General features: G+C 72.4%; 25 protein-coding genes and 1 pseudogene. 12 read left to right on the top strand and 14 right to left on the bottom strand.

The genetic code is table 11. The features are described from left to right. Nucleotides 1-46: 46 nt before the first annotated feature. The 5 genes and pseudogenes from ACYVP9_RS06075 to ACYVP9_RS06055 all read right to left on the bottom strand — a co-directional run. Nucleotides 47-451 (bottom strand): annotated as a pseudogene (locus ACYVP9_RS06075) (DUF3995 domain-containing protein); the annotation flags it as partial. After that, nucleotides 448-1,047, bottom strand: a complete 600-nt coding sequence (locus tag ACYVP9_RS06070; protein WP_460603807.1) for a hypothetical protein — start codon at nucleotides 1,045-1,047, stop codon at nucleotides 448-450. The gene ACYVP9_RS06070 and the pseudogene ACYVP9_RS06075, both read right to left, overlap by 4 nt. Before the next feature lie 54 nt (nucleotides 1,048-1,101). Next, the gene (locus ACYVP9_RS06065; RefSeq protein ID WP_460603806.1) at nucleotides 1,102-1,764 is read right to left on the bottom strand and encodes a response regulator transcription factor; all 663 of its coding nucleotides are present in this window, start codon (nucleotides 1,762-1,764) and stop codon (nucleotides 1,102-1,104) included. Next, the gene (locus tag ACYVP9_RS06060; RefSeq protein ID WP_460603805.1) at nucleotides 1,761-2,942 is read right to left on the bottom strand and encodes a sensor histidine kinase; all 1,182 of its coding nucleotides are present in this window, start codon (nucleotides 2,940-2,942) and stop codon (nucleotides 1,761-1,763) included. Before ACYVP9_RS06060 ends, ACYVP9_RS06065 begins: the two co-directional genes overlap by 4 nt. A gap of 56 nt (nucleotides 2,943-2,998) precedes the next feature. Next, nucleotides 2,999-4,408, bottom strand: coding sequence for an HNH endonuclease signature motif containing protein (locus ACYVP9_RS06055; RefSeq protein WP_460603804.1), 1,410 nt, complete (start codon nucleotides 4,406-4,408; stop codon nucleotides 2,999-3,001). 63 nt (nucleotides 4,409-4,471) lie between these two features. Between ACYVP9_RS06055 and ACYVP9_RS06050 the strand changes: the two genes are divergently transcribed. From ACYVP9_RS06050 to treY, 4 genes are all read left to right on the top strand, one after another. Further along, nucleotides 4,472-5,254 carry a class I SAM-dependent methyltransferase gene (locus tag ACYVP9_RS06050; protein ID WP_460603803.1) on the top strand — a complete coding sequence of 261 codons (783 nt, stop codon included), beginning with the start codon at nucleotides 4,472-4,474 and terminating at the stop codon, nucleotides 5,252-5,254. Nucleotides 5,255-5,302: 48 nt separating this feature from the next. Next, nucleotides 5,303-5,485: a DUF5808 domain-containing protein gene (locus tag ACYVP9_RS06045; protein ID WP_460603802.1), complete on the top strand. Its 183-nt coding sequence runs from the start codon at nucleotides 5,303-5,305 to the stop codon at nucleotides 5,483-5,485. Nucleotides 5,486-5,563: 78 nt separating this feature from the next. Then, complete coding sequence (gene glgX / locus ACYVP9_RS06040; protein WP_460603801.1) at nucleotides 5,564-7,753, top strand: glycogen debranching protein GlgX; 2,190 nt, start codon at nucleotides 5,564-5,566, stop codon at nucleotides 7,751-7,753. Then, on the top strand, nucleotides 7,750-10,023 hold the full coding sequence (gene treY / locus ACYVP9_RS06035; protein ID WP_460603800.1) for a malto-oligosyltrehalose synthase: 2,274 nt from the start codon (nucleotides 7,750-7,752) through the stop codon (nucleotides 10,021-10,023). Before glgX ends, treY begins: the two co-directional genes overlap by 4 nt. Before the next feature lie 3 nt (nucleotides 10,024-10,026). On the opposite strand, the gene ACYVP9_RS06030 is transcribed toward treY, so the two are convergent. Genes ACYVP9_RS06030 through ACYVP9_RS06015 form a run of 4 tightly spaced genes read right to left on the bottom strand, consistent with a single transcriptional unit; the run spans nucleotide 10,027 to nucleotide 12,965 of the window. Next, on the bottom strand, nucleotides 10,027-10,857 hold the full coding sequence (locus ACYVP9_RS06030; RefSeq protein ID WP_460603799.1) for an Rv0361 family membrane protein: 831 nt from the start codon (nucleotides 10,855-10,857) through the stop codon (nucleotides 10,027-10,029). A 31-nt stretch (nucleotides 10,858-10,888) separates the two neighbouring features. Continuing rightward, nucleotides 10,889-11,737 (bottom strand): alpha/beta hydrolase, encoded by an 849-nt coding sequence (locus tag ACYVP9_RS06025; protein WP_460603798.1) that lies wholly within the window; start codon nucleotides 11,735-11,737, stop codon nucleotides 10,889-10,891. Next, nucleotides 11,737-12,573, bottom strand: a complete 837-nt coding sequence (locus ACYVP9_RS06020) for a PPK2 family polyphosphate kinase (protein ID WP_460603797.1) — start codon at nucleotides 12,571-12,573, stop codon at nucleotides 11,737-11,739. The genes ACYVP9_RS06025 and ACYVP9_RS06020 overlap by 1 nt, the downstream gene beginning before the upstream one ends. Then, a complete protein-coding gene (locus ACYVP9_RS06015) occupies nucleotides 12,570-12,965 on the bottom strand; it encodes an SRPBCC family protein (protein WP_460603796.1) in 396 nt (131 codons plus the stop codon). The genes ACYVP9_RS06020 and ACYVP9_RS06015 overlap by 4 nt, the downstream gene beginning before the upstream one ends. 54 nt (nucleotides 12,966-13,019) lie before the next feature. Here ACYVP9_RS06015 and treZ point away from each other — a divergent pair, with 54 nt between their 5' ends. Further along, nucleotides 13,020-14,738 carry a malto-oligosyltrehalose trehalohydrolase gene (gene treZ, locus ACYVP9_RS06010; protein ID WP_460603795.1) on the top strand — a complete coding sequence of 573 codons (1,719 nt, stop codon included), beginning with the start codon at nucleotides 13,020-13,022 and terminating at the stop codon, nucleotides 14,736-14,738. A gap of 195 nt (nucleotides 14,739-14,933) precedes the next feature. Here treZ and ACYVP9_RS06005 read toward each other — a convergent pair whose 3' ends face one another. Genes ACYVP9_RS06005 through ACYVP9_RS05995 form a run of 3 tightly spaced genes read right to left on the bottom strand, consistent with a single transcriptional unit; the run spans nucleotide 14,934 to nucleotide 16,781 of the window. After that, entirely contained in the window at nucleotides 14,934-15,662 is a 729-nt protein-coding gene (locus ACYVP9_RS06005; protein ID WP_460603794.1) for a hypothetical protein, read from the bottom strand. A 16-nt stretch (nucleotides 15,663-15,678) separates the two neighbouring features. Next, on the bottom strand, nucleotides 15,679-15,972 hold the full coding sequence (locus ACYVP9_RS06000) for an AI-2E family transporter (RefSeq protein ID WP_460603793.1): 294 nt from the start codon (nucleotides 15,970-15,972) through the stop codon (nucleotides 15,679-15,681). Continuing rightward, nucleotides 15,894-16,781: an AI-2E family transporter gene (locus ACYVP9_RS05995; protein WP_460603792.1), complete on the bottom strand. Its 888-nt coding sequence runs from the start codon at nucleotides 16,779-16,781 to the stop codon at nucleotides 15,894-15,896. The genes ACYVP9_RS06000 and ACYVP9_RS05995 overlap by 79 nt, the downstream gene beginning before the upstream one ends. Nucleotides 16,782-16,820: 39 nt before the next feature. On the opposite strand from ACYVP9_RS05995, the gene ACYVP9_RS05990 reads away from it, so the two are divergent. After that, the gene (locus ACYVP9_RS05990; protein ID WP_460603791.1) at nucleotides 16,821-17,573 is read left to right on the top strand and encodes a pyrimidine reductase family protein; all 753 of its coding nucleotides are present in this window, start codon (nucleotides 16,821-16,823) and stop codon (nucleotides 17,571-17,573) included. After that, on the top strand, nucleotides 17,570-18,232 hold the full coding sequence (locus ACYVP9_RS05985) for a hypothetical protein (protein WP_460603790.1): 663 nt from the start codon (nucleotides 17,570-17,572) through the stop codon (nucleotides 18,230-18,232). The genes ACYVP9_RS05990 and ACYVP9_RS05985 overlap by 4 nt, the downstream gene beginning before the upstream one ends. Here the strand turns inward: ACYVP9_RS05985 and ACYVP9_RS05980 are convergent. Beyond that, nucleotides 18,190-19,275: an ATP-dependent DNA ligase gene (locus ACYVP9_RS05980; RefSeq protein ID WP_460603789.1), complete on the bottom strand. Its 1,086-nt coding sequence runs from the start codon at nucleotides 19,273-19,275 to the stop codon at nucleotides 18,190-18,192. The genes ACYVP9_RS05985 and ACYVP9_RS05980 overlap by 43 nt on opposite strands. A 70-nt stretch (nucleotides 19,276-19,345) precedes the next feature. Here ACYVP9_RS05980 and ACYVP9_RS05975 point away from each other — a divergent pair, with 70 nt between their 5' ends. Genes ACYVP9_RS05975 through ACYVP9_RS05960 form a run of 4 tightly spaced genes read left to right on the top strand, consistent with a single transcriptional unit; the run spans nucleotide 19,346 to nucleotide 23,811 of the window. Further along, nucleotides 19,346-20,179, top strand: coding sequence for an Abi-alpha family protein (locus tag ACYVP9_RS05975; protein WP_460603788.1), 834 nt, complete (start codon nucleotides 19,346-19,348; stop codon nucleotides 20,177-20,179). A 35-nt stretch (nucleotides 20,180-20,214) separates the two neighbouring features. Continuing rightward, complete coding sequence (locus ACYVP9_RS05970) at nucleotides 20,215-21,804, top strand: alpha/beta hydrolase (RefSeq protein WP_460603787.1); 1,590 nt, start codon at nucleotides 20,215-20,217, stop codon at nucleotides 21,802-21,804. Beyond that, nucleotides 21,801-22,502 (top strand): alpha/beta hydrolase, encoded by a 702-nt coding sequence (locus tag ACYVP9_RS05965; protein ID WP_460603786.1) that lies wholly within the window; start codon nucleotides 21,801-21,803, stop codon nucleotides 22,500-22,502. Before ACYVP9_RS05970 ends, ACYVP9_RS05965 begins: the two co-directional genes overlap by 4 nt. A gap of 31 nt (nucleotides 22,503-22,533) precedes the next feature. Next, entirely contained in the window at nucleotides 22,534-23,811 is a 1,278-nt protein-coding gene (locus ACYVP9_RS05960) for a class I SAM-dependent methyltransferase (protein ID WP_460603785.1), read from the top strand. Here ACYVP9_RS05960 and ACYVP9_RS05955 read toward each other — a convergent pair. Beyond that, entirely contained in the window at nucleotides 23,808-24,416 is a 609-nt protein-coding gene (locus tag ACYVP9_RS05955; protein ID WP_460603784.1) for a LysE/ArgO family amino acid transporter, read from the bottom strand. The two genes, ACYVP9_RS05960 and ACYVP9_RS05955, sit on opposite strands and share 4 nt — an antisense overlap. 78 nt (nucleotides 24,417-24,494) lie before the next feature. Here ACYVP9_RS05955 and ACYVP9_RS05950 point away from each other — a divergent pair, with 78 nt between their 5' ends. Continuing rightward, nucleotides 24,495-25,370 carry a LysR family transcriptional regulator ArgP gene (locus ACYVP9_RS05950; RefSeq protein ID WP_460603783.1) on the top strand — a complete coding sequence of 292 codons (876 nt, stop codon included), beginning with the start codon at nucleotides 24,495-24,497 and terminating at the stop codon, nucleotides 25,368-25,370. Nucleotides 25,371-25,381 lie beyond the last annotated feature (11 nt).

Here is a 25,381-nt window from a genome sequence, read left to right as displayed (position 1 = left end):
GTGCGCGGACGGTCCGCACCGCCAGCGCCGTCCACGCCACCGCTCCGGCCGCGAACCACGGCAGGTACAGGAACAGGAACCACCGGGACAGGCGCAGGTACTCCGCCCGGCGGTCGGCCGGTACCGGCTCGAGCCCGGTCAGCGCCCGTCCGAACTCGACGTAGATGTCGACGGCGCGCCCGGCCAGCAGCACGGCACCGAACCACAGGAGGCCGAGCGACAGGCGGCGGGGCAGCCGTCCGTGCGCGGTGTCCCGGGCGACCGCCGCGCCGGCGAGGCAGAACAGCGCGATGCCGAGGTTGGCCAGCCGCAGCGTCGCTCCGCCACCGTCGACGACGGACGCGCTGAGCGCGGTGCGAAGCCCCACCTCGGACCCGGCGGCCCAGACGAGGTGCGGGACGGCGAAGACGACCGCCCACGCGACGGCGAGGCGGGCGGAGGCGTGTGTCATGCCCCGACGCCCGCACGCAGAGACCGTCCGCCACGTCGGTCGACGGCATCGTCCCGGGTCGTCCGCAGGTATGACGCGGCGGCGCCGCCGGCGGTCAGGACGGGTCCGGCCAGCAGGAACAGCCACGGCGAGAACGCGATGACGCCGACGACCGTGACCGCCACGCCCAAGAGCAGGACGGTCGCGCCGGACCGCGACGACGCCCGTTGCGGCCCCACCCGTCGCGCCAGTACGAGCAGCACCGCACCCATGACGCCGAACCAGGGTTCGAACACCAGCAGGTTCCACCACCCGAACAGGTCAGGACCGTCGACCACCACCAGCACGCTGAACAGCGCCCAATGGGCCAGGGCGAGCGCGCCGCCGGCGAACCCGATGCCCCGTCGGGCGGGCACGACCCTCCCCCACGACCGTCCGAGCGCGAGGGACAGCAGCCCGGCTCCGGCGATGAGCACGCAGGCCGCCCCGTTGGCGAGAACCCATTCCGGTGGCGGGTCGGCGATGCCGAACGGCGCGGTCGCGCCGCCGAGGGCCCAGTAGGCGTGGACGGGGACGTACGCGGCGGCCCACAGCGCGCCCGCGGTGTCTGTTCTCATGCCGTCCACGGTCGCGGGAACGGGGCGCCCCTCGCGTCGTCCGCTGGTATCGCGTCAGTCGCCCGGACGGACGACCCCGGTCTCGTAGGCCAGGATCACCAGCTGCACCCGGTCGCGCAGCCCGAGCTTGGCCAGGATGCGTCCGACGTGGGTCTTCACGGTCGGCTCGGCGAGGAACAGCCGCTCACGGACCTCGGCGTTGGACGCGCCCCGCGCGATCAGCACGAACACCTCACGCTTCCGCTCGGTGAGCGCGGCCAGCGGGTCGGCGTCGCCGCCGGGCGAGGGCAGGGTGGGCGCGACGTGGTCGAGCAGGCGTCGCGTGGTGGACGGTGAGATCACGGCGTCGCCGGCGTGCACGGTGCGCACGGCCTGCAGGACGTCCTCGGCGGGCGCGTCCTTCACGAGGAAGCCGCTCGCCCCCGCCCGGAGCGCGGCGAACGCGTGCTCGTCCAGGTCGAAGGTCGTCAGGACGACGATGCGGGCGGCGAAGCCCGGCGTGGCGAGCAGCCGCCGGGTCGCCTCGATACCGTCGAGCCGGGGCATGCGGACGTCCATGAGCACGACGTCGCACCGCGTCGCGGCCAGCAGGTCGAGCGCGGCCCGGCCGTCGGCGGCCTCGCCGACGACCTCCAGGTCGGGCTGGCTGTTCACGAGCATGGCCAGCCCCGAACGCACGAGTTCCTGGTCGTCGACCAGGACGACCCGGATGGTCACCGGTCCACCGGCAGGTGCGCCGAGAGCTCGAAGCCGTCGCCGAGCAAGGCCGCCTCGACGTCACCCCCGACGAGCCGGACGCGTTCGCGCAGGCCGTCCAGGCCGTGGCCGCCCGGGGCGACGGGTCCGCGGCGGGCGTGCCCGCCGTCGTCGCGGACGGTGACGGTCAGTTCCGTCGGCTGCCACTGGAGGACGACCTCGACGGACGCACCGGAGCCCGAGTGCTTGACCACGTTGGTGAGCGCCTCCTGAACGGTGCGGAACGCCGCCAGCTCGGTGGCGGCGGACAGCGGACGGCGTGTGCCGGTGTGGCGGACGGACACCGGGTGCCCGGCCTCGCGCACGCCCGCGGCTAGGGCGTCGATGTCGGCCGTGGTGGGGGCGGGTGCCTGCTCGGCCGGGCCGTCCGTGCGCAGCACGCCGAGCAGGGCGCGCATGTCGCCCAACGCGGCCCGGCCGGTGTCCGCGACGGTGGCAAGGACCTCGGCCGCCGCGTCGGCGTCGGTGCGGACGACGAACCGTCCGGCATCGGCCTGCCGCACCATGACCGCGAGCGAGTGGGACACGACGTCGTGCAGGTCGCGGGCGATCCGGTCGCGTTCGGCGCGGACGGCGGCGCGCTCCCGCTCGGCCCGCAGCTGCTCGGACTGCTCGCCCTGGACTCGGCGGAGCAGCCCGAGCGTCCAAGCCGCCACCGCGGCCGCCGCGACCCCGAGCCCGGCGCCGGCGACCGGCCCGACGCCGTCGACGACGTCCGCGCCTGCGCCGAGGCGCACAGTGACCGCGAGCGCCCCGACGAGGGCCGCCGCGAACGCCGGACGGGCCACCGGCGGCGGACCGAACGCGACCACCGCGTACAGCACGAGAAGGAACACGACGCTCGAGGGCAGCAGCACCGGCGAGTACTCCACCCGCCCCGACGCGGCGTCGACCGGTACCAGCGGTGACGCGACCAGCACCGCCTCGGCGACGGCGGCCACGACGAACGCGGCCACGGGCGCAACCCGCCTGATGGCGACCGTCGCGTGCAGCGCGACGGCAGTCGCCACGAGCACGACCGTGATCCCCGTGTCGGCGTCGGCGAGCAGGCTGACCGTCGACGCCCCCGCAGGCACGGCGACGAGCAGCGCGAGCACCAGATCGGCCACCCAGGGGCGGGCCTTGATCCACTGCGTCACACGGTGATCGTAAATATGACGTCCCCGCGCTCGCGTCGTCCGCAGGTATGACGAGGTCAGAACGGGGGTGGGTCGGGATCTCCTACCGTCTCGGGGACCGGGTCGGGCGGGAGTGGGTCGAGCCAGGGTTCGGGGTGGCTGGCGTAGTAGCGGCTGTCGGGTGAGAGCCAGTGGGTGGTGCCGTCGTGGCGAGCGGTGATCCAGCCTGCTTCGTGTTTGAGGCGGTGATGACGGCGGCAGAGGCAGTGCAGGTTGCCGGCCTCGGTGAGCCCGCCGCGGGCGGGGTCGGTGTGGTCGAAGGGGTCGAGGTGGTCGCAGTCGCAGGCCTCGGCGCGGCGGCGGCAGCCGGGGAAGCGGCAGGTGCGGTCGGTGAGTTCGATGAGCCGTTTGAGCATGGCGCCGGGCTTGTAGGTGCGGGCGCCGACGGCTTCGAGGCGGCCGTGGCGGTCGATCAGCACCGGCCGCCACCAGGCTGTCGGGTCGGTCGCGAGGCGCATCGCGACCGACACGGGGACGGGGTCGCCGTCGATCTCGGCCACTGCACCCGGCTCGGCGGCCGGGTCGCCGGTCTCGGCGGCGCGGAGCGGGACGATCACCTGGATCGGGCGCGGCTTCCTCGCCGGACGCCGCCGCCCCCGACCTGCATGCCGCGCACGCCCGCGCTCCGGCCCAGATGTCGGCTCAGCGGTCGGCTCGGGTGCCGGTTCCGGCTCGGACGCGTCGGCGTCTGCGACGGGTGTGTCGGGGGCGTCGGCGGCACTGTTGTGGGGGTCGGCGCCGGCGGTGAGCAGATCGACCAGCACATCAGCGCGGATCTCGTCACGGGTGCGCTCGTCGCCCGGGTCTTCGGCGGCCGCGGCCACCTCGGCCTCGGTCAACGCGTCCAGTTCGTACCGCACCCGGGCCAGCTCGTCCGCGCCGAGGTGCGCGAACAACGAGCCCATCCCGTCCGGGTCGGCGACGAACCGCACCCGCCGCGCCCGGCGCGCAATCGCATGGCGCCGCTGCGCCCCGTCCGGATCGACCGCCACCAACGCCTTGCGGCAGTGGGCCTTGAACTCCGCCACCGACAAGTGATCACAGCGCGGCAGCACCCGCGCCTCCACCCGACCGGTGGTCTCGGCGTCGGCCAGCAGCGTGACGTCCAACAACACTGCGACATGACCGCCGGTAAGCCGGCCTGCCTCGAGAGCGGCCAGGGTGTCGGGCAGCAGGTCGCACACCGTCCGGGCCTGCGCCAACCGCCCGGCCGCGGTCACCGGCGCGCACCGCAGCAGCGACGACACCGCCTCACGGTTCCACCGCATCGCCGGATGCTCGCGTTCGTCCAACCGGTCGATCTCGGCCAACACCACCAGCCGGCGCGCGTCCAGCGCGCACTGCTCGGCCTGCAGCGTCTCCAGCTCGTCCAGCAACGCATCCCGCGCGAGCACAACCGGCTCGACCACGAGGCTGCTGCTGCTCATGTATTCGATCGTAGGAACGACCACCGACAGAACTCGCGAGCTGCCGCAACAGATACTCGACGCATGGACCCGGTCGTCGAGGCGTTCTACGAATCCGAGTACGACGAGAGCGCACGGTTGCGCTCGCGGGCGCACGGCGTGCTGGAGCGCGTCCGTACCCAGGAGCTGCTGGAGCGGTACCTGCCGTCGGCGCCGTCCGACCTGCTGGACGTCGGCGGCGGGCCCGGGGTCCACGCCGAATGGCTGGCCGGCCGGGGACACCGGGTGCACCTCGTCGACCCCGTCCGCCGTCATGTCGAGGCCGCCGCGGCGCTGGACGGGGTGACGGCCGAGCGCGGCGACGCGCGCCGACTCACCCACGCGGACGGGAGCCAGGACGCCGTGCTGCTGCTCGGCCCGCTGTACCACCTGCCCGACCGCGCGGACCGGCTCGTCGCGCTGCGCGAGGCGCGACGCGTGGCCCGGCCGGGCGCCCCGGTGCTGGCGGCGGGCATCAGCCGCTACGCCGCCCTGCTCGACCTCGGATCCGACGGCCGCCTCACGTCGGACCTCGAACCGTTCCTGCGCGAACTGCTCGCCACCGGACGCTTCCGCGCCGGCGTCGTCGACTTCACCGAGGCCTACTTCCACACCCCGGACGGGCTGGCGGGCGAACTGCGCGAGGCCGGCCTCGGGGATGTCCAGGTGCTCGGTGTCGAGGGCCCCGCGGCGCCGACCCTGCGCGCACTGGGGATGTCCCGACTGCCCGACCTGCTGGACTCCGCCGCCCGCGCGGCGCGCCTCGTCGAGCAGGATCCTGCGCTCGTACCGGCGAGCTCGCACCTGCTGGCCGTCGGTCGCGCCTGACGTCCGACGCTCAGGCCGCCCGACGCACGCCGGGCGTACAACCCGACCATGGCCGACAAACAGGACAAGCGGTTCCTCGGACTCCCCTACAACTGGGAACGGCCCCGCCGCGGCGACGCCCGCCGCAGCATGTGGGACCCGGACGACGGCCGGATCTTCACGCCGAAGCGCTTCGGTTGGGGCTACAACCTGAACCTGCACGCGGTGCGCGACCGGTTGCGCCGCCGCTGACGCGGAACGCCCGTCCGACGGGCCAGTGCATCCCGTCGCAACCGGGGCTGAAATCGTTACCGGCGTACGCGCCGGGGTATGACCGCACCGATCGTCACCGACGCACCGGCCGGTCACGTCCCCGACGACCCCGTCGACATTTCAGCAACGAGGAGCACGACTGTGCAGATCTGGCCCGGCCACGCCTACCCCCTGGGCGCCACCTACGACGGGTCCGGCACCAACTTCGCCCTGTTCAGCGAGGTCGCCGAGAAGGTCGAACTGTGCCTGTTCGACGCCGACGGCACCGAGACCCGCGTCGAGCTGCACGAGGTCGACGGCTACGTCTGGCACGGCTTCCTGCCGGGCGCCGAGCCCGGGCAGCGCTACGGCTACCGCGTGCACGGCCCGAACGACCCCGCCAACGGCCTGCGCTGCAACCCGAACAAGCTGCTGCTCGACCCGTACGCCAAGGCGATCGACGGCAGCATCGACTGGGACGAGTCGCTGTTCGGCTACCACTGGGGCGACGAGGACTCGATCAACGACGACGACTCGGCCGCCCACCTGCCCAAGTGCGTCGTCATCAACCCGTTCTACGACTGGGGCAACGACCGGTCACCCCGCCGCGCATACGCCGACACCGTGATCTACGAGGCGCACGTCAAGGGCATGACCCAGTCGCACCCCGAGGTGCCCGAGGAGCTGCGCGGCACGTACGCCGGCATCGCGCACCCCGTGATGATCGAGCACCTCACGCAGCTCGGCGTCACGGCGATCGAACTCATGCCGGTACACCACTTCGCGAACGACTCGACCCTCATCGACAAGGGGCTGTCGAACTACTGGGGCTACAACACGATCGGGTTCTTCTGCCCCGACCACAAGTACTCGTCCAGCACCTCGCCCGGCGGTCAGGTGCAGGAGTTCAAGACGATGGTCCGCACGCTGCACGAGGCGGGCATCGAGGTCATCCTCGACGTCGTCTACAACCACACCGCCGAGGGCAACCACCTCGGACCCACGCTGAGCTTCCGCGGCATCGACAACCCGGCCTACTACCGGCTCGTCGAGGACGACCAGAAGTACTACATGGACTACACGGGCACCGGCAACTCGCTCAACGTCCGCCACCCGCACTCGCTGCAGCTGATCATGGATTCGCTGCGCTACTGGGTGCTCGAGATGCACGTCGACGGTTTCCGCTTCGACCTCGCGTCCACGCTCGCGCGTGAGTTCTACGACGTCGACCGGTTGTCGGCCTTCTTCGAACTCGTGCAGCAGGACCCGGTGATCTCGCAGGTCAAGCTCATCGCCGAACCGTGGGACGTCGGCCCCGGCGGCTACCAGGTGGGCAATTTCCCGCCCCAGTGGACCGAGTGGAACGGCAAGTACCGCGACACCGTGCGCGACTTCTGGCGCGGCGAGCAGGGCACGGTCGGCGAGTTCGCCGCCCGCATCACCGGCTCGGCCGACCTGTACGCCTCATCCGGACGGTGGCCCGTCGCGTCGATCAACTTCGTCACCGCCCACGACGGCTTCACGTTGCGCGACCTGGTCTCGTACAACGACAAGCACAACGAGGCCAACCAGGACGACAACAACGACGGCGAGAGCCACAACCGGTCCTGGAACTGCGGCGTCGAGGGCGACACCGACGACCAGGAGGTGCTCGACCTCCGGGCCCGCCAGCAGCGCAACTTCATCACCACGATGTTCCTGAGCCAGGGCGTGCCGATGCTCTGTCACGGCGACGAGCTCGGCCGCACGCAGGGCGGCAACAACAACGGTTACTGCCAGGACAACGAGATCACCTGGATCGACTGGTCGGCCATGGACGTCGACCTGCTCGCCTTCACCCGCCGGGTGAGCGAGCTGCGCCGTGACCACCCGGTCTTCCGTCGCCGCCGGTTCTTCGACGGACGTCCGACCCGTCGCCGCGGCGGCCTGCCCGACATCGGCTGGTTCAGCCCGGACGGCAGCGAGATGGCCGAGGAGGACTGGGACGCCGGCGTCGGCACGATCGCCGTCTTCCTGAACGGCAACGGCATCGCCGAGCGCGACCCGCGCGGCGAGCGGCTGGTCGACGACTCGTTCCTGCTCGTGTTCAACAGCCACTGGGAGCCGGTCGACTTCGTGGTGCCGGCCGACGAGTACGGCTCGGCGTGGCAGGTCGTGCTCGACACCACGCGCGTCGAGCACGACGAGGAGCGGGTCGAGGACGCCGGCGCGACCCTGACGATGGCGCCGCGCTCGATCGTCGTGCTGCAGCAGGCAGCCACCGCATGACACCGGCGAGCACCTACCGGTTGCAGATCCGGTCGTCGTTCGACCTGCACGCCGCGGCCGACGTCTGCGACTACCTCGCCGACCTCGGGGTGTCCACCGTCTACGTGTCGCCGATCCTGCCGTCGACCAAGGGCTCGGACCACGGTTACGACGTCGTCGGCTGGGACACCGTCGACCCCCAGCGCGGCGGCGTCGACGGGTGGACGCACCTGCTCGCCGCCGCCCGCTCGCGCGGGCTCACCGTGCTCGTCGACATCGTCCCGAACCACGCCGGCGTCGAGGACGCCGCGCAGAATGCCGCGTGGTGGGATGTCCTGAAGCACGGCAAGGACGCCGAGCACGCGTCCTGGTTCGACATCGAGTGGGCCAGCGGTCGTATTCTGCTGCCCGTCGTCGGCGACGACTTCGACCCGGCGACACAACTCGAGATCGTCGGGGACGGCGATAGCGCGGAACTGCGCTATTTCGAGCACCGCTTCCCCGTCGCTCCCGGAACCCTCGGCGGCTCGCCGGCCGAGGTGCACGACCGCCAGTACTACGAGCTCGTCAACTGGCGCCGCGCCGACACCGACCAGAACTATCGCCGCTTCTTCGCGGTCACGACGCTGGCCGGTCTGCGGGTCGAGGACGACGCCGTCCTCGACGCCACGCACGAACAGATCGCGCGGTGGACGCGGGAGGACGGCGTCGCCGGGCTGCGGGTCGACCACCCGGACGGTCTCGTCGACCCGGAGAAGTACGCACGGCGGCTGCGCGAGCTCGCGGGCGACGACGCCTGGCTGCTGGTCGAGAAGATCCTCGAGCCGGGCGAGACGCTGCCGGCCGAGTGGCCCGTCGACGGCACGACCGGGTACGACGCGCTCGCCGAGGCGGGCGGAATCCTCGTCGACCCGGCGGGCGAGGCCGCGTTCGAGGTGCTCAACCGCGACCTCACCGGCGACGACCGCACGAGTCACGAGCACGTCGAGGCCGGCAAGCGGCACGTCGTCACGACGATCCTGCAGGCCGAGATCAACCGCCTCGTACGGCTCGTGCCCGACGTGCCGAACGCCGGCGAGGCCCTCGCCGAGCTCGCCGTGCACTTCCCGGTCTACCGCTCCTACCTGCCGGGCGGCGTCGAGGACCTCGACTCCGCGATGAACGCGGTGCGCACGGACCGTCCGCATCTCCAACCCACCCTGGACACCCTCTCGCCGCGCCTGCACGACGCCGACGACGAGCTGGCGCGCCGCTTCCAGCAGGTGTCCGGTGCGGTCATGGCCAAGGGCACCGAGGACACCGCGTTCTACCGCTACACGCGCTTCGTCGCGCTGAACGAGGTCGGCGGCGACCCGGCGCGCTTCGGCCTCTCCGTCGACGAGTTCCACGCAGCACAGCACGAGCGGCTCGCCCGCGCGCCGCGCGCCATGACCACGTTGTCGACCCACGACACCAAGCGCGGTGAGGACGTCCGCGCCCGTCTGGCCGTGCTCTCGGAGATCCCCGAGGAGTGGTCGGACCTGCTGCGCGGGCTGATGTCCGCCGCGCCGGTGCCGGACGCCTCGTTCGCGCACCTGCTCTGGCAGACGTTCGCCGGCGCCAGCACGGACGGCACCCTCGCCGAGCGCGAGCGCATGCACGCCTACGCCGAGAAGGCGATGCGGGAGGCATCGCAGTCGACGACGTGGACCGACCCGGACGAGGCGTTCGAGGCCACCGTCCACGCTGCCGTCGACGCGGCCTACGACGACCCGGAGGTGCGCGACCCGCTGGCCGCGTTCGTCCGGCGCATCACCCCCTACGGCTGGTCGAACTCACTGGCGCAGAAGCTGGTGCAGCTGACGATGCCCGGCGTGCCCGACGTCTACCAGGGCACCGAGCTGTGGGAGGACAGCCTCGTCGACCCCGACAATCGCCGGGCGGTCGACTTCGAGGCCCGCCGCGCGCTGCTGACGCACGAGGGCCCGCCCGGAATCGACGCCACCGGTGCCGCGAAGCTGCACCTGGTGCGCACGGTGCTGCAGCTGCGCCGCGACCACCCGGAGGCGTTCGACGGTTACACCCCGGTCGCCGCCGGCGGACCGTCGCACGAGCACGCGGTCGCCTACGACCGCGGCGGCGTGCTGGTGGTCGCCACGCGGCTGCCGGTCACGCTCGAGCGCATCGGCGGCTGGCGGACGAGCACGCTCGACGTCGGCGACTACGCCCGCGACCTGCTCACCGGGCGCCCGGCGACGGGGCAGTTGGCCGAACTGCTGGCCACGTACCCCGTCGCGGTGCTGGTGCGCTGACGCCTACGGCGTCGGGTAGCTGAAGCTGGGGATGCTCGGGATCGAGAAGCTCGGCAGGCTCGGGATGCTGAAGCTCGGCAGGCTGTAGCTGGGGACGCTGTAGCTCGGCGCGCTGTAACTGCCCGACGGCGCCGGCGCGCTGGCGGACGGGCCGCTGCCACCGGGGCTGTTGAGGTTGCTCAGGCAGGTCTTCCAGTCCCCGTCCTCCTTGACGGTCGGAACCGACACGGTCCGCGTCCGGCCGTTCTGGGTCGCGGTGACGGCAACCGACGCGTTGTTGTCGTCGACGGTCGTGGTGGCGCCGATCTTCCAGCTGTCCGGGGCGTCGTTGTCGTCGATGCGGTCGTTCTCGTCGGCGAGTTCCTTCAGGTCGGCCTTGCAGAGGGTCGCCTTGACCGCGTCGACGTCCTTGTCCTTGAGGGCCTGCAGCGTCTTGCCGACGACCGCGGACGGTGACTCGCCGCCGTTGTCGTCGCCGCCGAACACGCCGGTGAGGAACAGGACGAGCACGACCAGCCCCGCGACCACGACGGCGCCGACGACACCGAGCAGGGCCTTGTTCGGGCCCTGCTTCGGCGGCGGCCCGTAACCGCCCGGGCCGCCGTACCCGGGCTGGCCGTAGCCGCCCTGGCCGTAACCCGGCTGGCCGTAACCCGGCTGGCCGTAGCCGCCCTGGCCGTAACCGGGCTGCTGGTTGTACGGGTCGTTGCCGTACCCCGGCTGGCCGCCGTACCCGGGTTGCTGGCCGTAACCACCCTGGCCGTAGCCGCCCTGCCCGGGCTGCTGGTTGTAGGGGTCGTTGCCCGGGGGTGGTCCCCAGCCCGGGTTTCCCATGGGTCCTCCCAAGGAGCCAAGATCGACGTCGCTATCGGGACCGTACCGTGAGTGAGCCGATCCAGTCGGCCATGCGGCGCATGAGCGCCCGGGCCTGCGTCTCCCCCGCCCCGTGGAGGAAGTAGTGATCGACGCCGGGGACGACGACGTGCTGTGTCGGCACCCCCGCGTCGCGCAGTCGCGCCGCGTACCGGTCACCCTCCCGGCGCAGGGTGTCGCGCTCGGCGGTGACGACGAGCGCAGGCGGCAGTCCGTCCACGCGCGGGGCGAGCAGCGGCGACGCGGTGGGCTCGCCCCGGCGGGACCTGTCCTTGAAATAGGCCTCGCGCGCAAGCGTCAGCACGCCGGGGCCGATCATCCCGCCGGGCGAGGTCGCGATCTTGGCGCCGACCTCCTCGGCGACATCGAGGGACGGCACCCCCAGCAGCTGTCCGCGCAGGGGCACACCCTCCTCGCGCGAGCGCAACGCCACCGACGCCGCGAGATTGCCACCGCCGGAAAACCCACCGACCACCAGTGGGCGGTCCCGGGCGTAGTGCGCGGCGACGTCGAGCATCTGGTCGTGCGCCACGGGGTAGCGGGCAAACGGCGCCACCGCGTAGTCGGGCAGCACGACCTCGACGCCGGTGGTGGCGACGACGAAGCGCGCCCAGAAGTCGTCCATCTGCGGGTAGCGCATGACGAACGCGCCGCCGTGCAGGTGCACGTACCGCCCGTCCGCCGAACCCGGGTAGCGCAGGCACCGCACCCGGCCATGCCTCGTGCGGACGCTGTCGCGCACGGGCGACGGCAGGTCGGCGCCCTCGAACAGCACCTCACGCCCGTAGCGCGGGCGCGACAGCCGGGTCAGCAGCGCGGTCACGTCGTGCCGCAGGGCCATCAGTGCGGCGGCGCGAGCCGCGCCTTCAGCGCGGACACGTCGAGCGACGGCCGCGGCCACTGCGGGTCGAGGTCCGCGAGCGTCTCGTGCAGCAGCTCGCCCACCGCCCAGTTGCGGTACTTCTTGTGGTCGGCAGGCACGAGGTACCACGGCGCGTGGTCGGTGTTCGTGCGCTGCAGCATGGCCTCGAACGCGACCTCGTAGTCGCTCCACCGGGCGCGCTCGTCGAGGTCGGCCTCGTTGAACTTCCAGTGCTTCTCGGGACGGTCGAGCCGCGCCAGCAGCCGCTCGCGCTGGGTGTCGAAGCTGATGTCGAGGAACACCTTGAGCACGGTGGTGCCGTTGTCGACGAGCTCCTTCTCGAACTCGTTGATCAACTCGTAGCGCTGCTCGATCGTGTCGCGGTCGACGAGTTCGTGGACCTTGACGACGAGGACGTCCTCGTAGTGCGACCGGTCGAAGACGCCCAGCACGCCCGGACGGGGCAGCCGCTTGCGGATGCGCCAGAGGAAGTCGTGCTCGAGCTCCTCCTCCGTCGGTTTCTTGAACCCGGTGTACTCGACACCGATCGGGCCGAAGGTGCCGACGACGTGCTTGGTGACACCGCCCTTGCCCGCGGTGTCGATGCCCTGCATGACCAGCAACACGCTGCGCGTGCCCCCGGCGGTCGACTCCGCCCACAGCTTCTGCTGCAGCTCCTTCATGGCCGCGGTGTCGTTGGCGAGGTCGCGGTTCTTCTCCGTCGGGGCGAGCGGACGGGCGGACGTGTCGAACCCGGCCAGCACCACCTCGCCGGACGGCACCCGCAGCGCCTCGCGCATGCCGCGCCCGGTCACGCGTCCTCCTTGGTCACGAGCCGGTGCAACGCCAGCTGCGCCACCGGCGCGTAGCCCACGATCACCGGTAGGGGGCCGTCGAGCCGCAGGGTGGTCATGGAACCGCCTCCTCGTTTCGTCACCGCATGGTCGAGCCGAACGGTGAGCGGCCACCGGCGCACCGCCCAGCTCCACTGCCGGTTGGCCTCGTCGTACGACTCGACGACGAAATCGGCGTGGACGCCGAGCGGGCCGAAGACCCGTCCGCTGACACCGAACGCGAGTTCGTCGTCGGTGGCGTCGACACGGGTCAGCTGCGGCGACCAGTTCGTCCACCGGGACAGCTGCGCGTAGCGCTGCCACACCTCGTCCGGCGGCAGACCGCCCTTGGCGCTCAGGGTCAGGACACTCACGCGTCGATCCTTCCCGGTGTTAAGCGCCGCGACACCCCCGGGCAGGGTGGCGGTGTGACCACCACGAGCCCACTGCGCGTCTGGGCCCCGCTCGCCACCCGCCTCCGCGTCCGCACCGACGGTTCCGACACCGACCTGACCGCCGCCGGGGACGGCTGGTGGGAGGGTCCCGTCCTGCCCGCCGGCACCGACTACGGCCTGCTCGTCGACGACGAGGACACCCCACTGCCCGACCCGGCCACGAGGTGGCAACCGGACGGGGTGCACGGCCTCAGCCGCGTCTACGACCAGGACGCCCACGCATGGAACGACTCCGGGTGGCGCGGGCGCGACCTGACCGCCGCCGTCGTGTACGAGCTGCACATCGGCACGTTCACCCCCGGCGCCACGTTCGACAGCGCGATCGAGAAGCTCGACCACCTCGTCCGGCTGGGCATCACCCACGTCGAGGTACTGCCGATCAACGCGGTCAACGGTGTGTGGAACTGGGGGTACGACGGCGTCGACTGGTACGCCGTCCACGAGCCGATCGGCGGCCCGGACGGGTTCAAGCGTTTCGTCGACGCCGCCCACGCCCGAGGTCTCGCGGTCGTGCTGGACGTCGTCTACAACCACCTCGGACCGTCCGGCAACTACCTGCCCAAGTTCGGCCCCTACCTCAAGACGGGGCGCAACACGTGGGGTGACCTCGTCAACGTCGAGGAGCCGGCCGTCCGCCGGTTCATCCTGGACAACGCGCTGATGTGGCTGCGCGACTTCCACGTCGACGCGCTGCGACTCGACGCCGTCCACGCCCTCGTCGACGATTCGCCGCAGCACATCCTCGCGCAGCTGTCGCAGGAGGTCGACGCGCTCGAGGCCGAGCTCGGCCGGCCGCTCACGCTCATCGCGGAGTCCGACCTCAACGACGACATGATGATCGCTCCTCGCGACCAGGACGGTCGCGGCATCGACGCGCAGTGGGACGACGACGTGCACCATGCGCTGCACTCGCTGCTCACCGGCGAGACGCAGGGGTACTACTGCGACTTCGGCTCGCTCGCCGTGCTGGAGAAGGTGTTCACCAAGGCCTTCCTGCACGACGGCACGTACTCGACGTTCCGCAAGCGCGAGCACGGGCGGCCCATCGACGCCGACCGTGACCGCGGCTGGCAGTTCGTCGTCTGCCTGCAGAACCACGACCAGGTCGGCAACCGCGCCGTCGGTGACCGGTTGCCCGAACTCGCCTCCCCCGGACGCGTCCGCATCGGCGCGGTGCTGCTGCTCACCTCGCCGTTCACGCCGATGCTGTGGATGGGTGAGGAGTGGGCCGCCTCGACCCGCTGGCCGTTCTTCACCTCGCACCCCGAGGAGGAGTTGGGCCGGCTCACCGGCGAGGGACGCATCGCCGAGTTCGCCGACCACGGCTGGGACGTCTCGCAGATGATCGACCCGCAGGATCCCGCCGCCTACCGCGAGGCGATCCTGAACTGGGAGGAGGCGGACGATGACGAGCACGCCGCCGTCCTCGACCTCTACCGCTCGCTGATCGCGCTGCGCGCCGCCGAGCCCGACCTGCGTGACGGCGACCTGCGGCAGGTCCGGCTCGACTACAGCGAGGACGACCAGTGGGTCGTCGTCCACCGCGGCGGCTTCGACGTGGCCGTCAACCTGTCCGGCGCCGAGCAGGCCCTGCCCACCGGAGGCGAGGTGGTCCTCGCCACCGGCACGGCGCGGGCGGACGGCGACCGTCTCGTGCTGGGACCCGAGACGGCCGCGATCGTCCGCCGCTGACCACTGCCGCGGCACCCCTGCCGCGCCACCCCTGCCGCGCCACCCCTGCCGCGCCACCCCTGCCGCGCCACCCCTGCCGCGCCACCCCTGCCGCGCCACCCCTGCCGGTGATCAAGAAGAGGACGTGCTCGCCCGGACAACCGTCGTGACGTGCGTTTCCTCTTCTTGATCACCGCGGTGTCGGACGGCGGACGGTCAGGCGGTCTTGCCGACGTCCACGATGCGCGTCGGCAGGACCGCCGGCGGCGGACCGAAGCCCTTGCGGGCGGACGCGATGACGCCCTTGGCCAGGGCGGCGTTGCCGACGGCTCCGACGCCGGCCCCGATTCCGAGCGGCAGGGCACGCCCGAGGGCGAGGGCTCCCTGCCGCGCGCCGAGGCGGGTCAGCAGCATGCGGAACAGCCGGTTGTTGATCGAGCCGAGCTTGCCGCCCTCCTTCTTCTCGGAGGCGCGGCCGATCATCTGCGCCCAGTGCCCTGATTCGGAGGCGGTGCCCTTGATGACGTCGCCCGCCCCCTCACCGACGAGAACGGCCACGACGAGCGCCCGCCGGGTCTCGGGATCCGCGATGGGGATGGAGTGCAGCTCGGCGAGCGCCAGCACGTACATCGCGGTCGCCGAGATGAAGCCGCCGATCTCGGCCGCGCCGGTGGCGAGGCTCGCCGCCGTGCCGATGCCGGGGACCGCGGCGCTCGCCCCGGACGCGCCGCCGATGCCGATGACGGTCTGCTTGTAGCGCTTCTCCAGCAGTTCGATCGTCTCGGCGGGGCTCATCCGCGGGTTCTTGTCCCGGACGCGCGCGAGGTACTTCTGCACCATGGGCTGCTGGATCTCCAGCGCCCGGTCGAGCGCGGCGTCGAGCTTCTGCTCGACCCCCTTGGGGATGGGAACGCGGGACAGCAGCGACTTCTTCTTCCGGGCCATGGTGAGGGGGTACCCATCAGACCTCGTCCTGCCGCCGCACCCAGACCTCTCTCACAAGCAGCAGCGCCGCGGCCGCGATCGGCAGGGCGAGCAGGGCACCGACGATGCCGGCCACCGCGCCGCCGACGAGCACGGCGATGATGGTGACGTACTCGGGCACGTCGACCGACGAGCGCATCACCCGCGGGTAGATCACGTAGCCCTCGAGCAGCTCGTAGACCAGGTAGAAGATCACCGCGATGACGAACGTGCTGGTCGAGTCGGCCAGCGCCACCAGGCACACCGTCGCCGCACCGAGGATGGCGCCCACCAGGGGCACCAGGTCGAGCAGTGCCACGAGGATGGCAGCGCCGCGGCGTACTCCCCCAGCCCGACGCTGAGACAGAAGATGGCCGTCACCGTGCCGGCGACGAGCGCGACGACGAACGCTCCGATCGCGTAGCGGCCGACCCGGTGCAGGATCTCGTCGCCGAGCGCGGCGACCCGCTCGCGGCGGCTGCCCGGCACCACCGAGTAGAGCGCCCGGGTGATCTGCGGACGCGCGGCGAGGAAGTAAAGCATCAGCACGTACACGACGACGGCGTTGACGGCGACGTTGACGAGCCCGAGCCCGAAGCCGAAGGCCCCGCCGAGGGCGCTGCGGACCGTCGAGGGGTTGCTGGCCTCGTCCTCGATCGTCGAGAGGATCTTGAATCGGTCGTCGAGGGACCGGACGGTCGCGTTCTCGCGCAGCCGCTTCACCAGGTCGGGCGTGTTGTCGACCAGGGACGAGATCTGCTCCTGCAACGTCGTGCCGAGCACGTAGACCACGGTGCCGAGGACGGCGACGCTGCCGATGCCGATGACGAGGACCGCCCACTGTCGCGGCACCCCTCGACGTCCGACGAAGCCGACGACCGGTTCGAGCGCGATCGCGAGAAAGGCCGCGATGAGCACGAGCACGAGCATCGCGGCGGCCGCCTGCACGGCGACGGCCACCAGCAGCGCCGCGAGGGCGCCGAGCGTCAGGAAGAACCCGCGGAAGAACGGCGAGTCGCGGTGGAGCGGACGTCCGGGCGGAACGTCGACGACCTCCTCGTACGTGTGCTCGGGCTCGTCGTGCTGCGCGGGCTCGGACACCGCCCCACCCTACGGCCGGACGCGTGGTGGGATGGGGATGTGCGTGCCCTGTTGCCCGGCCCGGTCGACGACGTCGACGTCCACGCCTACTACGCGGCGGGCTGGCTCGACCGCGCCGGCCTGCGCGTCAACTTCGTCGCCTCCGTCGACGGGGCGTCGGCGGCGGACGGGCTGTCGCGCGGCCTGCAGACACCGGGTGACAACCGCGTGTTCGCCGCGTTGCGCGACCTCGCCGACGTCGTGCTCGTCGGGTCGGGCACGGCGCGCGCCGAGGGGTACGGGCCGGTCCGCTTCGGCGACCGGCGCGCCGGCGTGCGTCGGGACCACGGCCTGCGCGAGACCGCCCCGGTGGCCGTGCTGAGCCGCTCGCTGCACCTCGACACCGACAGCGACCTCTTCACCGAGGCGTTGCCCGACGCCCGCACCCTCGTGCTCACCTGCGCCACCGCCGACGCCGAGCAGCGCCGGGTGCTCAAGCAGGTGGCCGACGTCGTCGACTGCGGCGACGAGACCGTCGAGCCGCGGCTCGTGCGCGCGGCCCTCGAGGAGCGTGGCCTCACCCGCATCCTGTGCGAGGGCGGGCCGTCGGTGTTCGGCGAGTTCGCCGAGACGAACGTGATGGACGAGCTGTGCCTCACCGTGTCCCCGGTGCTGGCCGGCCCCGGCCCCGGCCGCATCGTCGGCGGCAGCGAGTGGGGCGGCACCCGCGCGCTGACGCTCGCCGGACTGCTGGAGGAGGACGGCGCGCTGTTCTGCCGCTACCGTTCCGTGGACCCCGCGCCCGAGCGGTGACCCACGCCCTGCTGCCGCTGCTGCTCGCCGCGGCGGACGGCCGGTTCCCGGCCGAGGACGGCGGCGTCACCTGGCTGCCGGCGCCCGCGCCCGGACTCGCGGCCGCCGTCGCGTTCACCGCCCACGCCGTGATCTGCGCCGACATCGAACCGTTCGACGACCCGCCCGTCGACGGGTACGGCAGCGTCCACCGCCCGGACGTGCTGCTGCGGCTCGCCGGTGGGTTGGAGAACCCGATCGTCGGGGTGCTCGACGGCACGCTCGTGTCACGCGGCCTCGGCGGCGGCGCGCTGCCCCGCGTGCACGATCTGGACGACCACCCCCGCGTCCGCCATGCCCGAGCGATCCGCACGGACGTCCGCGTGCACGCCGACCCGCGCGGCCTGGTCACGGTCGCGCAGGGCCTCGCGGGACGGACGGAACTGTCGGTCGAGCTGGCCGACCCGTCCGCCGCGCCCGCCGGTGTCGGACGGTCACTGATCGTCGAGGCGCTGAAGCTGGTTCCCGAGGGCGATCCGGTCTTCGCCGCCGTCGCCCCCGGAAACACCCGCTCGCTGCGGGCCTTTCTCGCCCTCGGCTTCACGCCTGTCGGCAGCGAGGTGATCCTGCACTCGGGTCAGCGCGAACCCAGGCCCGGGACGATGTCGTCGAGGGCGTAGGTGAGCGGCTGCTCCAGCTGCTCGTAGGTGCACGACCCGGGCGTGCGGTCGTCGCGCCACCGCACGAAGTGCGCCAGGTGCCGGAACCGGGTGCCCTCCATGTGCTCGTACTTCACCTCGAGCACCCGTTCCGGACGCAGCGGCACGAACGAGAGGTCCTTGGTGGCGTTCCAGCGGCTGACGTTGCCGGGCAGCCGTTGGCCCTGATGGGCCTCGGAACTCGCCCACTCCTGCCACGGGTGCGTGTCGCCCTCGCCGACGAGCAGCGGTTCGAGCTCGGCGACCAGCTCGGCCCGTCGCTTGGCGGTGAACGACCCGACGACGCCGACGTGCTGCAGCGCGTTCTCGTCGTCGTAGAGGCCCAGCAGCAGCGACCCGACCAGCGGCTGCTTCTCGCTGGACGTCTTGTGCCACCGGAACCCGGCGAGCACGCAGTCGGCCGTCCGCACGTGCTTGATCTTGAACATGACCCGCTTGTCGGGCTGGTAGGTGCCGTCGAGCGGTTTGGCGATCACACCGTCGAGGTGGGCACCCTCCAACTCGACGAACCAGCGCTCGGCGACCTCGCGGTCGGTGGTCGCGGGCGTCACGTGGATGGGCGCGCGGACGTCCGCCAGTGCCGTCTCCAGCGCGGCGCGGCGCTCGGCGAACGGACGACCGGTGAGGTCGTCGTCGCCCAGCGCGAGCAGGTCGAAGGCGACGAACGACGCCGGCGTCTTCTCCGACAGCATCGTCACCCGCGACACCGCCGGGTGGATGCGCTGCTGCAGCGCCTCGAAGTCGAGCCCGTCGTCGGTGGCGATGACGATCTCGCCGTCGAGCACGCACCTCTCGGGCAGCTCCCTCTTCACCGCCTCGACCAGCTCCGGGAAGTACCGGGTCATCGGACGCTCGTTGCGGCTGCCGAACTCGACCTCGTCACCGTCGCGGAACAGCACGCAGCGGAACCCGTCCCACTTCGGCTCGTACGAGGCCCCGTCGGGGATCGTCGGCACGGACTTCGCCAGCATCGGGGCGACCGGGGGCATCACGGGCAGCTGCATCGGGTCATTCTGGCCGATCGCGGACCGTCGCCTATTCTCGTCGCGAACCGCACATCGTGAAGGGGGACGCATGGCCGCGACCGAGCCCGACGTCCCACCGGCGGTGGAGCCCCGCCGTCCCGCCCCGAATGCGATGAAGCCCCGCACGACCCTCCCGGCCCGCCGCGACCCGACCGCCGACCTCGTGAACACCGCGGGGGCCGCGATCGTCACCGTCGCCCGGGTCGGACGCCTGCTGGGCCGCTCCGGGTGGCGCATGGCCCGCCAGGTGCCCGCCGTCGCGCAGCTCGAGCGGCAGGGCCGCAAACTGGGGCACGCCGCGGCCGGCGAGCTGCAGCGGCTGCTCGAACCCGAGCAGGCACCCCCGAGCCTCGAGGAACAGCGGGCCGCGCGGCTGGCCGCGCAGGGCGCGAGCGACCCGGCCCCGTTGCGCACCGCCATGACCGAGCTGCTCGCCCGTTCCCACGAGGCCAGCGGCGCCCAGAGCCGGGAGTACCTGTTCGGCACGATCGTCAGCCAGCTCGTGCCGGACGAGGCCCGCATCCTCGCCGCTCTCGGCGACGGACGGACGTTCCCGCTCGTCGACGTCGAGGCGCGCAGCCGCTCCGGCGTCCGGCGGGTCCTCGCCGACGTGTCGCCGATCGGCGCCGCCGCGCAGGTGTCGCTGCCGGACGACACCGCCACCTACCTGTCCCGGCTCGAGGGCTACGGGTTGCTGCAGTACGGCCGCGAGGACGACCGCTTCGGCGGCGACTACCGCCGCATCGAGCACTCCGAGCAGGTGCGCTCGGCGCTGTCGGCGATCGAGCGGCAGCCCCGGGTCAACGGCCGCGTCGTCCGCCGCACGGTGGGGCTGTCGTCGCTGGGCCGCGAGTTCTGGGCCGCCTGCGCGCCGCGCCGCTGAACCGACTGTCAGGAACGGTCAGTAGCGTCGGACGGGTGATCCGCCGCCTGCGTCCCGTCGTGGGCACGATCGCCGTGCTCGTCCTCGCGGCGGCCTGCACCACCACCGACGGCAGCGGGTCGACCTCACGATCGGCCGATCCGTCGTCCGTCCCGTCCGCGGTGGCGCCGCCGAGCGGGTCCGCGGGGTCGGGAACGGGCTCCGCGCCGTCGCAGGCGCCGGCGCGTTTCACCGACTGCCGCTCCGCCTTCCGGCTCGACGCGCTGCCCTTCCCCGCCGGCCGCGCGCAGCAGCTGCAGTTCGGGTGCGCCCGCATCGACGTGCCGCTCGACTACTCGAAACCCCGCGGGCGGACGATCGCGCTGCAGCTCGTCCGCGTGCACGACCGGCGCAACACGTCCGCCGACCCGCGCAGCCTGGTGGTCAACCCCGGTGGGCCGGGTGCGTCGGGCGTCGAGCTGGCGGTGTCGCTGTCGGCACAACTGTCCGACGGCGTGCTGCGCCGGCTCGACGTCGTCGGGTTCGACCCGCGCGGCGTCAACCTGTCCAGCCCCGTCCGGTGCCTGACCGACGCACAGAAGGATGCTCAGAACGCGGCCTCGCCCGACGTGCTGACCACCGCCGGTTTCCGGCAGGCGAAGTCCCTGGCCGCGCAGACGGCAAGCGCCTGCACCCGCAAGTACGGCAGCGCGATCGCGCAGTACAACACCGTGAACACCGCCCGGGACCTCGACCGCATCCGGGCCTCGCTGGGCGACCGGCGGCTGACCTATCTCGGCTTCTCCTACGGCACCGAGCTCGGCGCGCAGTACGCGCACCTGTTCCCGTCCCGGGTCGGCGCCTTCGTGCTCGACGGCGCCGTCAACCCCGTCACCGGCGACATCGCGTCCTTCGCCAACCAGATCCAGGGCTTCGAGAACACCTTCGACCAGTTCGAGTCGCAGTGCAGCGCCCCGGCCTGCCGCGGCCTCGGCGACGCGCGCCTGCTGGTCGAGGGTCTCGCCGCGCGCACCCCGATCCCGTCCGGCACCACCGCCGACCCGCGCGAGCTCACCAGCTCGCTGCTGTTCACCGGGGTGCTGTCGGCGCTGTACTCGCAGTCGCTGTGGCCGCAGCTGGCCGAGGCGCTGACGGCGGCGCGCCAGGGGCGCGCCGAGGGTCTGCTCGCGCTCGCCGACCGCTACAACCAGCGCTACGCCGGCAAGTACACCAACATCTCCGACGCGAACACGACGATCGGCTGCAACGACCAGCGGCGCGGCCCGAGCGACGCGACCATCCGCGCGACGGCCCGCCAGTGGGTCGCCCGGTACCCGCTGTTCGGACGCTGGGCGGCCGCCGGCCTGTTCTCCTGTCAGCAGTGGCAGCCCGACCGCACCGTGCCCGCCCTGCCCACCGCCCGCGCCGCCGCGACGACGGTGCTCGTCGTCGGCAACCGCAACGACCCCGCCACTCCTTATGCCGGTGCGGTGCAACTGACCCGCACGATGGGAAAGGCCCGGTTGTTGACCTGGGACGGCGAGGGCCACACCTCGTTCCTGCAGGGCAGCGCCTGCATCGACCGATACGTGGACGCCTACCTCGAGCGCGCCACGCTGCCGCGCGAGGGAGCCGAGTGCCAGTGACCGACCCCGTCCTGTCCGTCGACCACATCCCCGACGATCCCCGGGCGGTCGCGCTGGTGCTCCACGGCGGGCGCTCGCAGAGCACCGCCGCGACGACGGCGCGGCAACTCGCGGTGCTGCGCATGCGCCCGTTCGCCACCGCGCTGACGCGCGCCGGACGCCGCCACGGGCTCGTGGTCGCGCGGCTGCGCTTCCAGGTGCGGGGATGGAACGGCGCGCAACGCTCCCCCGTCCCCGACGCCGAATGGGCCCTCGACCGGCTCGCCGAGCGGTTCCCCGGCCTGCCGGTCGGGCTGGTGGGCCACTCGATGGGCGGCCGCACCGCGCTGTTCGCCGGCGGTCACGAGGCCGTCCGCAGCGTCGTGGGACTCGCGCCGTGGATCGAGCCCGGCGACCCGTCCCGTCAGCTGGCCGGACGGCGCGTGCTGCTCGTGCACGGCGACCGCGACCGCATGACGTCCGCCCCGGCGAGCGAACGGCTCGCCCACCAGCTCGAGGGCGTCGCCGCGTCGGTGGCGTTCGTGTCCGTCGCGAACGAGGGCCACCCGATGCTGCGGCGGGCCCGGCTGTGGCACGAGCTGGCGGCCGGTTTCACCCTCGGCGCGCTGTGTGCCGTGTCGCCCGAGGGAACCGTCCGCGGCGACATCGCGAACACCGTGCAGCAGGCACTGGACGGTCGATCTCCCGTCGTAGTGTGAGCACCGGCAGCACTGATCAGGAGGAGCGCGCATGACGGCCACGCAGGATTCGGCGAAGACGGACGGCGCCGAACGCGCCGAGCGCCCGGTCGACGCCCGGCGATGGCCCGACATCGCCGCCGTGCCGCACCGTCCGGTGCGCGCCGCGATCGCCCGCCGGCTGTTCCGCCACGCGGTGCAGAAGCTGCCCCTGCGCGTGCTCGAACCGGGTGACCGCTGGAGCGGTGGTGGCACCGGCGACGACCCGGTGATGCAGCTGGTCGACCCCACCGCGTTCTTCGAGCGCGTCGGCGACACCGGCACCATCGGGTTCGGCGAGGCGTACATGGCCGGTGACTGGACCACCGACGACCTGACCGGTGTGCTGTCGGCCTTCGCGGCCAACATGAAGGACATGGTTCCGCCGGTGTTGCACAAGCTGCGCAACGCCGTGCTGAGCGTGCAGCCGTCGCGCCACGACAACACGATCGAGGGCGCGCGGGCGAACATCCACCAGCACTACGACCTCTCGAACGAGCTGTTCACCGCCTTCCTCGACGAGTCGCTCACCTACTCGTCCGCCATCTTCGACGGCGAGCCGGTCGGCAACCCCGAGTCGCTCACCGAGGCGCAGCACCGCAAGATCGACCGGCTGCTCGACCGCGCCGGCGTCGGCGAGAACACCCGTGTGCTCGAGATCGGCACCGGCTGGGGCGAGCTGGCGTTGCGCGCCGCCCGCCGCGGCGCCGACGTCACCACGCTGACGATCTCGACCGAGCAGGCCGAGCTCGCGCGGCAGCGCATCGACGCGGCGGGCATGACCGACCGCGTGCACGTGCTGCTGCAGGACTACCGCGAGGTGCAGGGCCGCTACGACGCCGTCGTCAGCGTCGAGATGATCGAGGCCGTCGGCGCGAACCACTGGAACACGTACTTCGAGACGATCGACCGCGTGCTCACGCCGGGCGGACGGGTCGGGCTGCAGGCGATCCTGCAGGACGACTACACCGTGCTCGCCACGAAGGACACCTACACCTGGATTCGCAAGTACATCTTCCCCGGCGGGCAGCTGGCGTCCGTCGAGGCGATCGAGCGCACCCTCGCCGCACACACCGACCTGCGCGTGTCGGAGCGGTTCAGCTTCGGACGGCACTACGCCGAGACGCTGCACCGCTGGCGCGCGACTTTCGAGCAGAAGGCGGACGAGATCGACGCGATCGGCTTCGACGAGACGTTCCGCCGCATGTGGTCGCTGTACCTCGCCTACAGCGAGGCGGGCTTCCGCACCGGGTACCTCGACGTCCAGCAGTTCGTGCTGACCAAGCGTTAGAGCGTCACCGCGAGACGCACCGCCGTCACCAGCATCACGACGGCGACCGACGCGTCGAGCATCCGCCAGGCCGACGGGCGGTCGAACAGCGGCGCGACCAGGGTCGCGCCGAACCCGATGGCGACGAACCAGGCGATGCTGGCGGCCATGGCCCCGGCGCCGAACCACCACCGCGCGTCGCCGTGCGAGTTCGACAGCGGCCCGACGAGGAACACGGTGTCGACGTACACACCGGGGTTGAGCCAGGTGAAGGCGAGGCACGCGGCGAGGGCGGTACGGGCCGACCCGGTGGCGCCGCCGGTGGCCGCTTCGCCGCCGGGTTTCGGTCGCCACGCCCGCCGCGCGGCGAGCGCGCCGTAGCCGAGCAGGAACGCGATGCCGACGATGCCGACGCCGACGACCAGCCACTGCCGGTCCCGCAGCAGCGCGCCGGCCCCGCCGACACCGCCCGCCATGAGCGCGATGTCGGACGCCGAGCACACCGCGACGACGAGCGCGACGTGCTCACGGCGCAGGCCCTGCCGGATGACGAAGGTGTTCTGCGGGCCGACGGCGACGATCAGCGAGAGGCCGAACAGCAGACCGGCGGCGAGAGCTGCGAACACCCCTTCACGGTGCCGTCCCCGACGGCATCAGCCAAGCTCATGATTCTTCAGGGTCATCAGTCGTGCTAATGTCACCGGATGCGGCCCGACCCGGACCAGCTCGCGGCGCTCGCCGCCGTCGTGGCCGAGGGCACCTTCGACGCCGCCGCCCACCGGCTGCACGTCACCCCGTCGGCCGTCAGCCAGCGCATCAAGGCGCTCGAGACCCAGGTCGGACGGGTGCTGGTGCGGCGCAGCAAACCGGTGTCACCGACGCCCTCGGGTGAGGCACTGCTGCGACTGGCCCGGCAGCTGCAGTCGCTGACCGCCGACACGCTGCGCGAGATCGGCGCGGACGCGAGAGTCACCGTCGTCCCGTTGGCCGTGAACGCCGACAGCCTGGACACCTGGCTGCTGCCCGCGCTCGCCGGCGCCGGCCCCGGCATCGCGCTCGACCTGCGGCGCGACGACCAGACCCGCACCGCCGACCAGCTGCGCCAGGGCACCGTCATGGCTGCCATCACCACGCTGTCGCAGCCCGTCTCCGGATGTTCGGTGCACCGCCTCGGCCGCATGCGCTACCGCGTGTGCGCCTCCCCGGAGTTCGCGCGGCGGTGGTTCCCGGACGGCCCGACCGTCGAGGCGCTCGCGTCCGCCCCGGTCGTCGTCTACGACCGCAGCGACCTGCTGCAGGACCGGTACCTGCGCCGCCGCACCCGGCGCCGGCTCGACCCGCCGCGCCACCACGTGCCCGGTTCGCACGCCTTCGCCGAGGGCGTCCGGCTCGGGCTCGGCTGGGGCATGCTGCCCGACGAGCAGACCGGCCTGCCCGACGCAGCCGGCGACCGGTTCGTCGACCTCGACCCGTCCCGGTCGGTCGACGTCACCCTCTACTGGCAGCAGTGGCGGCTGCAGTCCGCCGCCCTCGACGCCGTCGCCGAGCTCGTGCGCTCGGCCGCCGCGCGGCTGCGGTAGGTCGCGGCCGG

This window comes from Jatrophihabitans fulvus (assembly GCF_054781375.1).
Note: the sequence above shows the minus strand (reverse complement) of the source record. Positions and strands in the feature narration are given on the sequence as shown.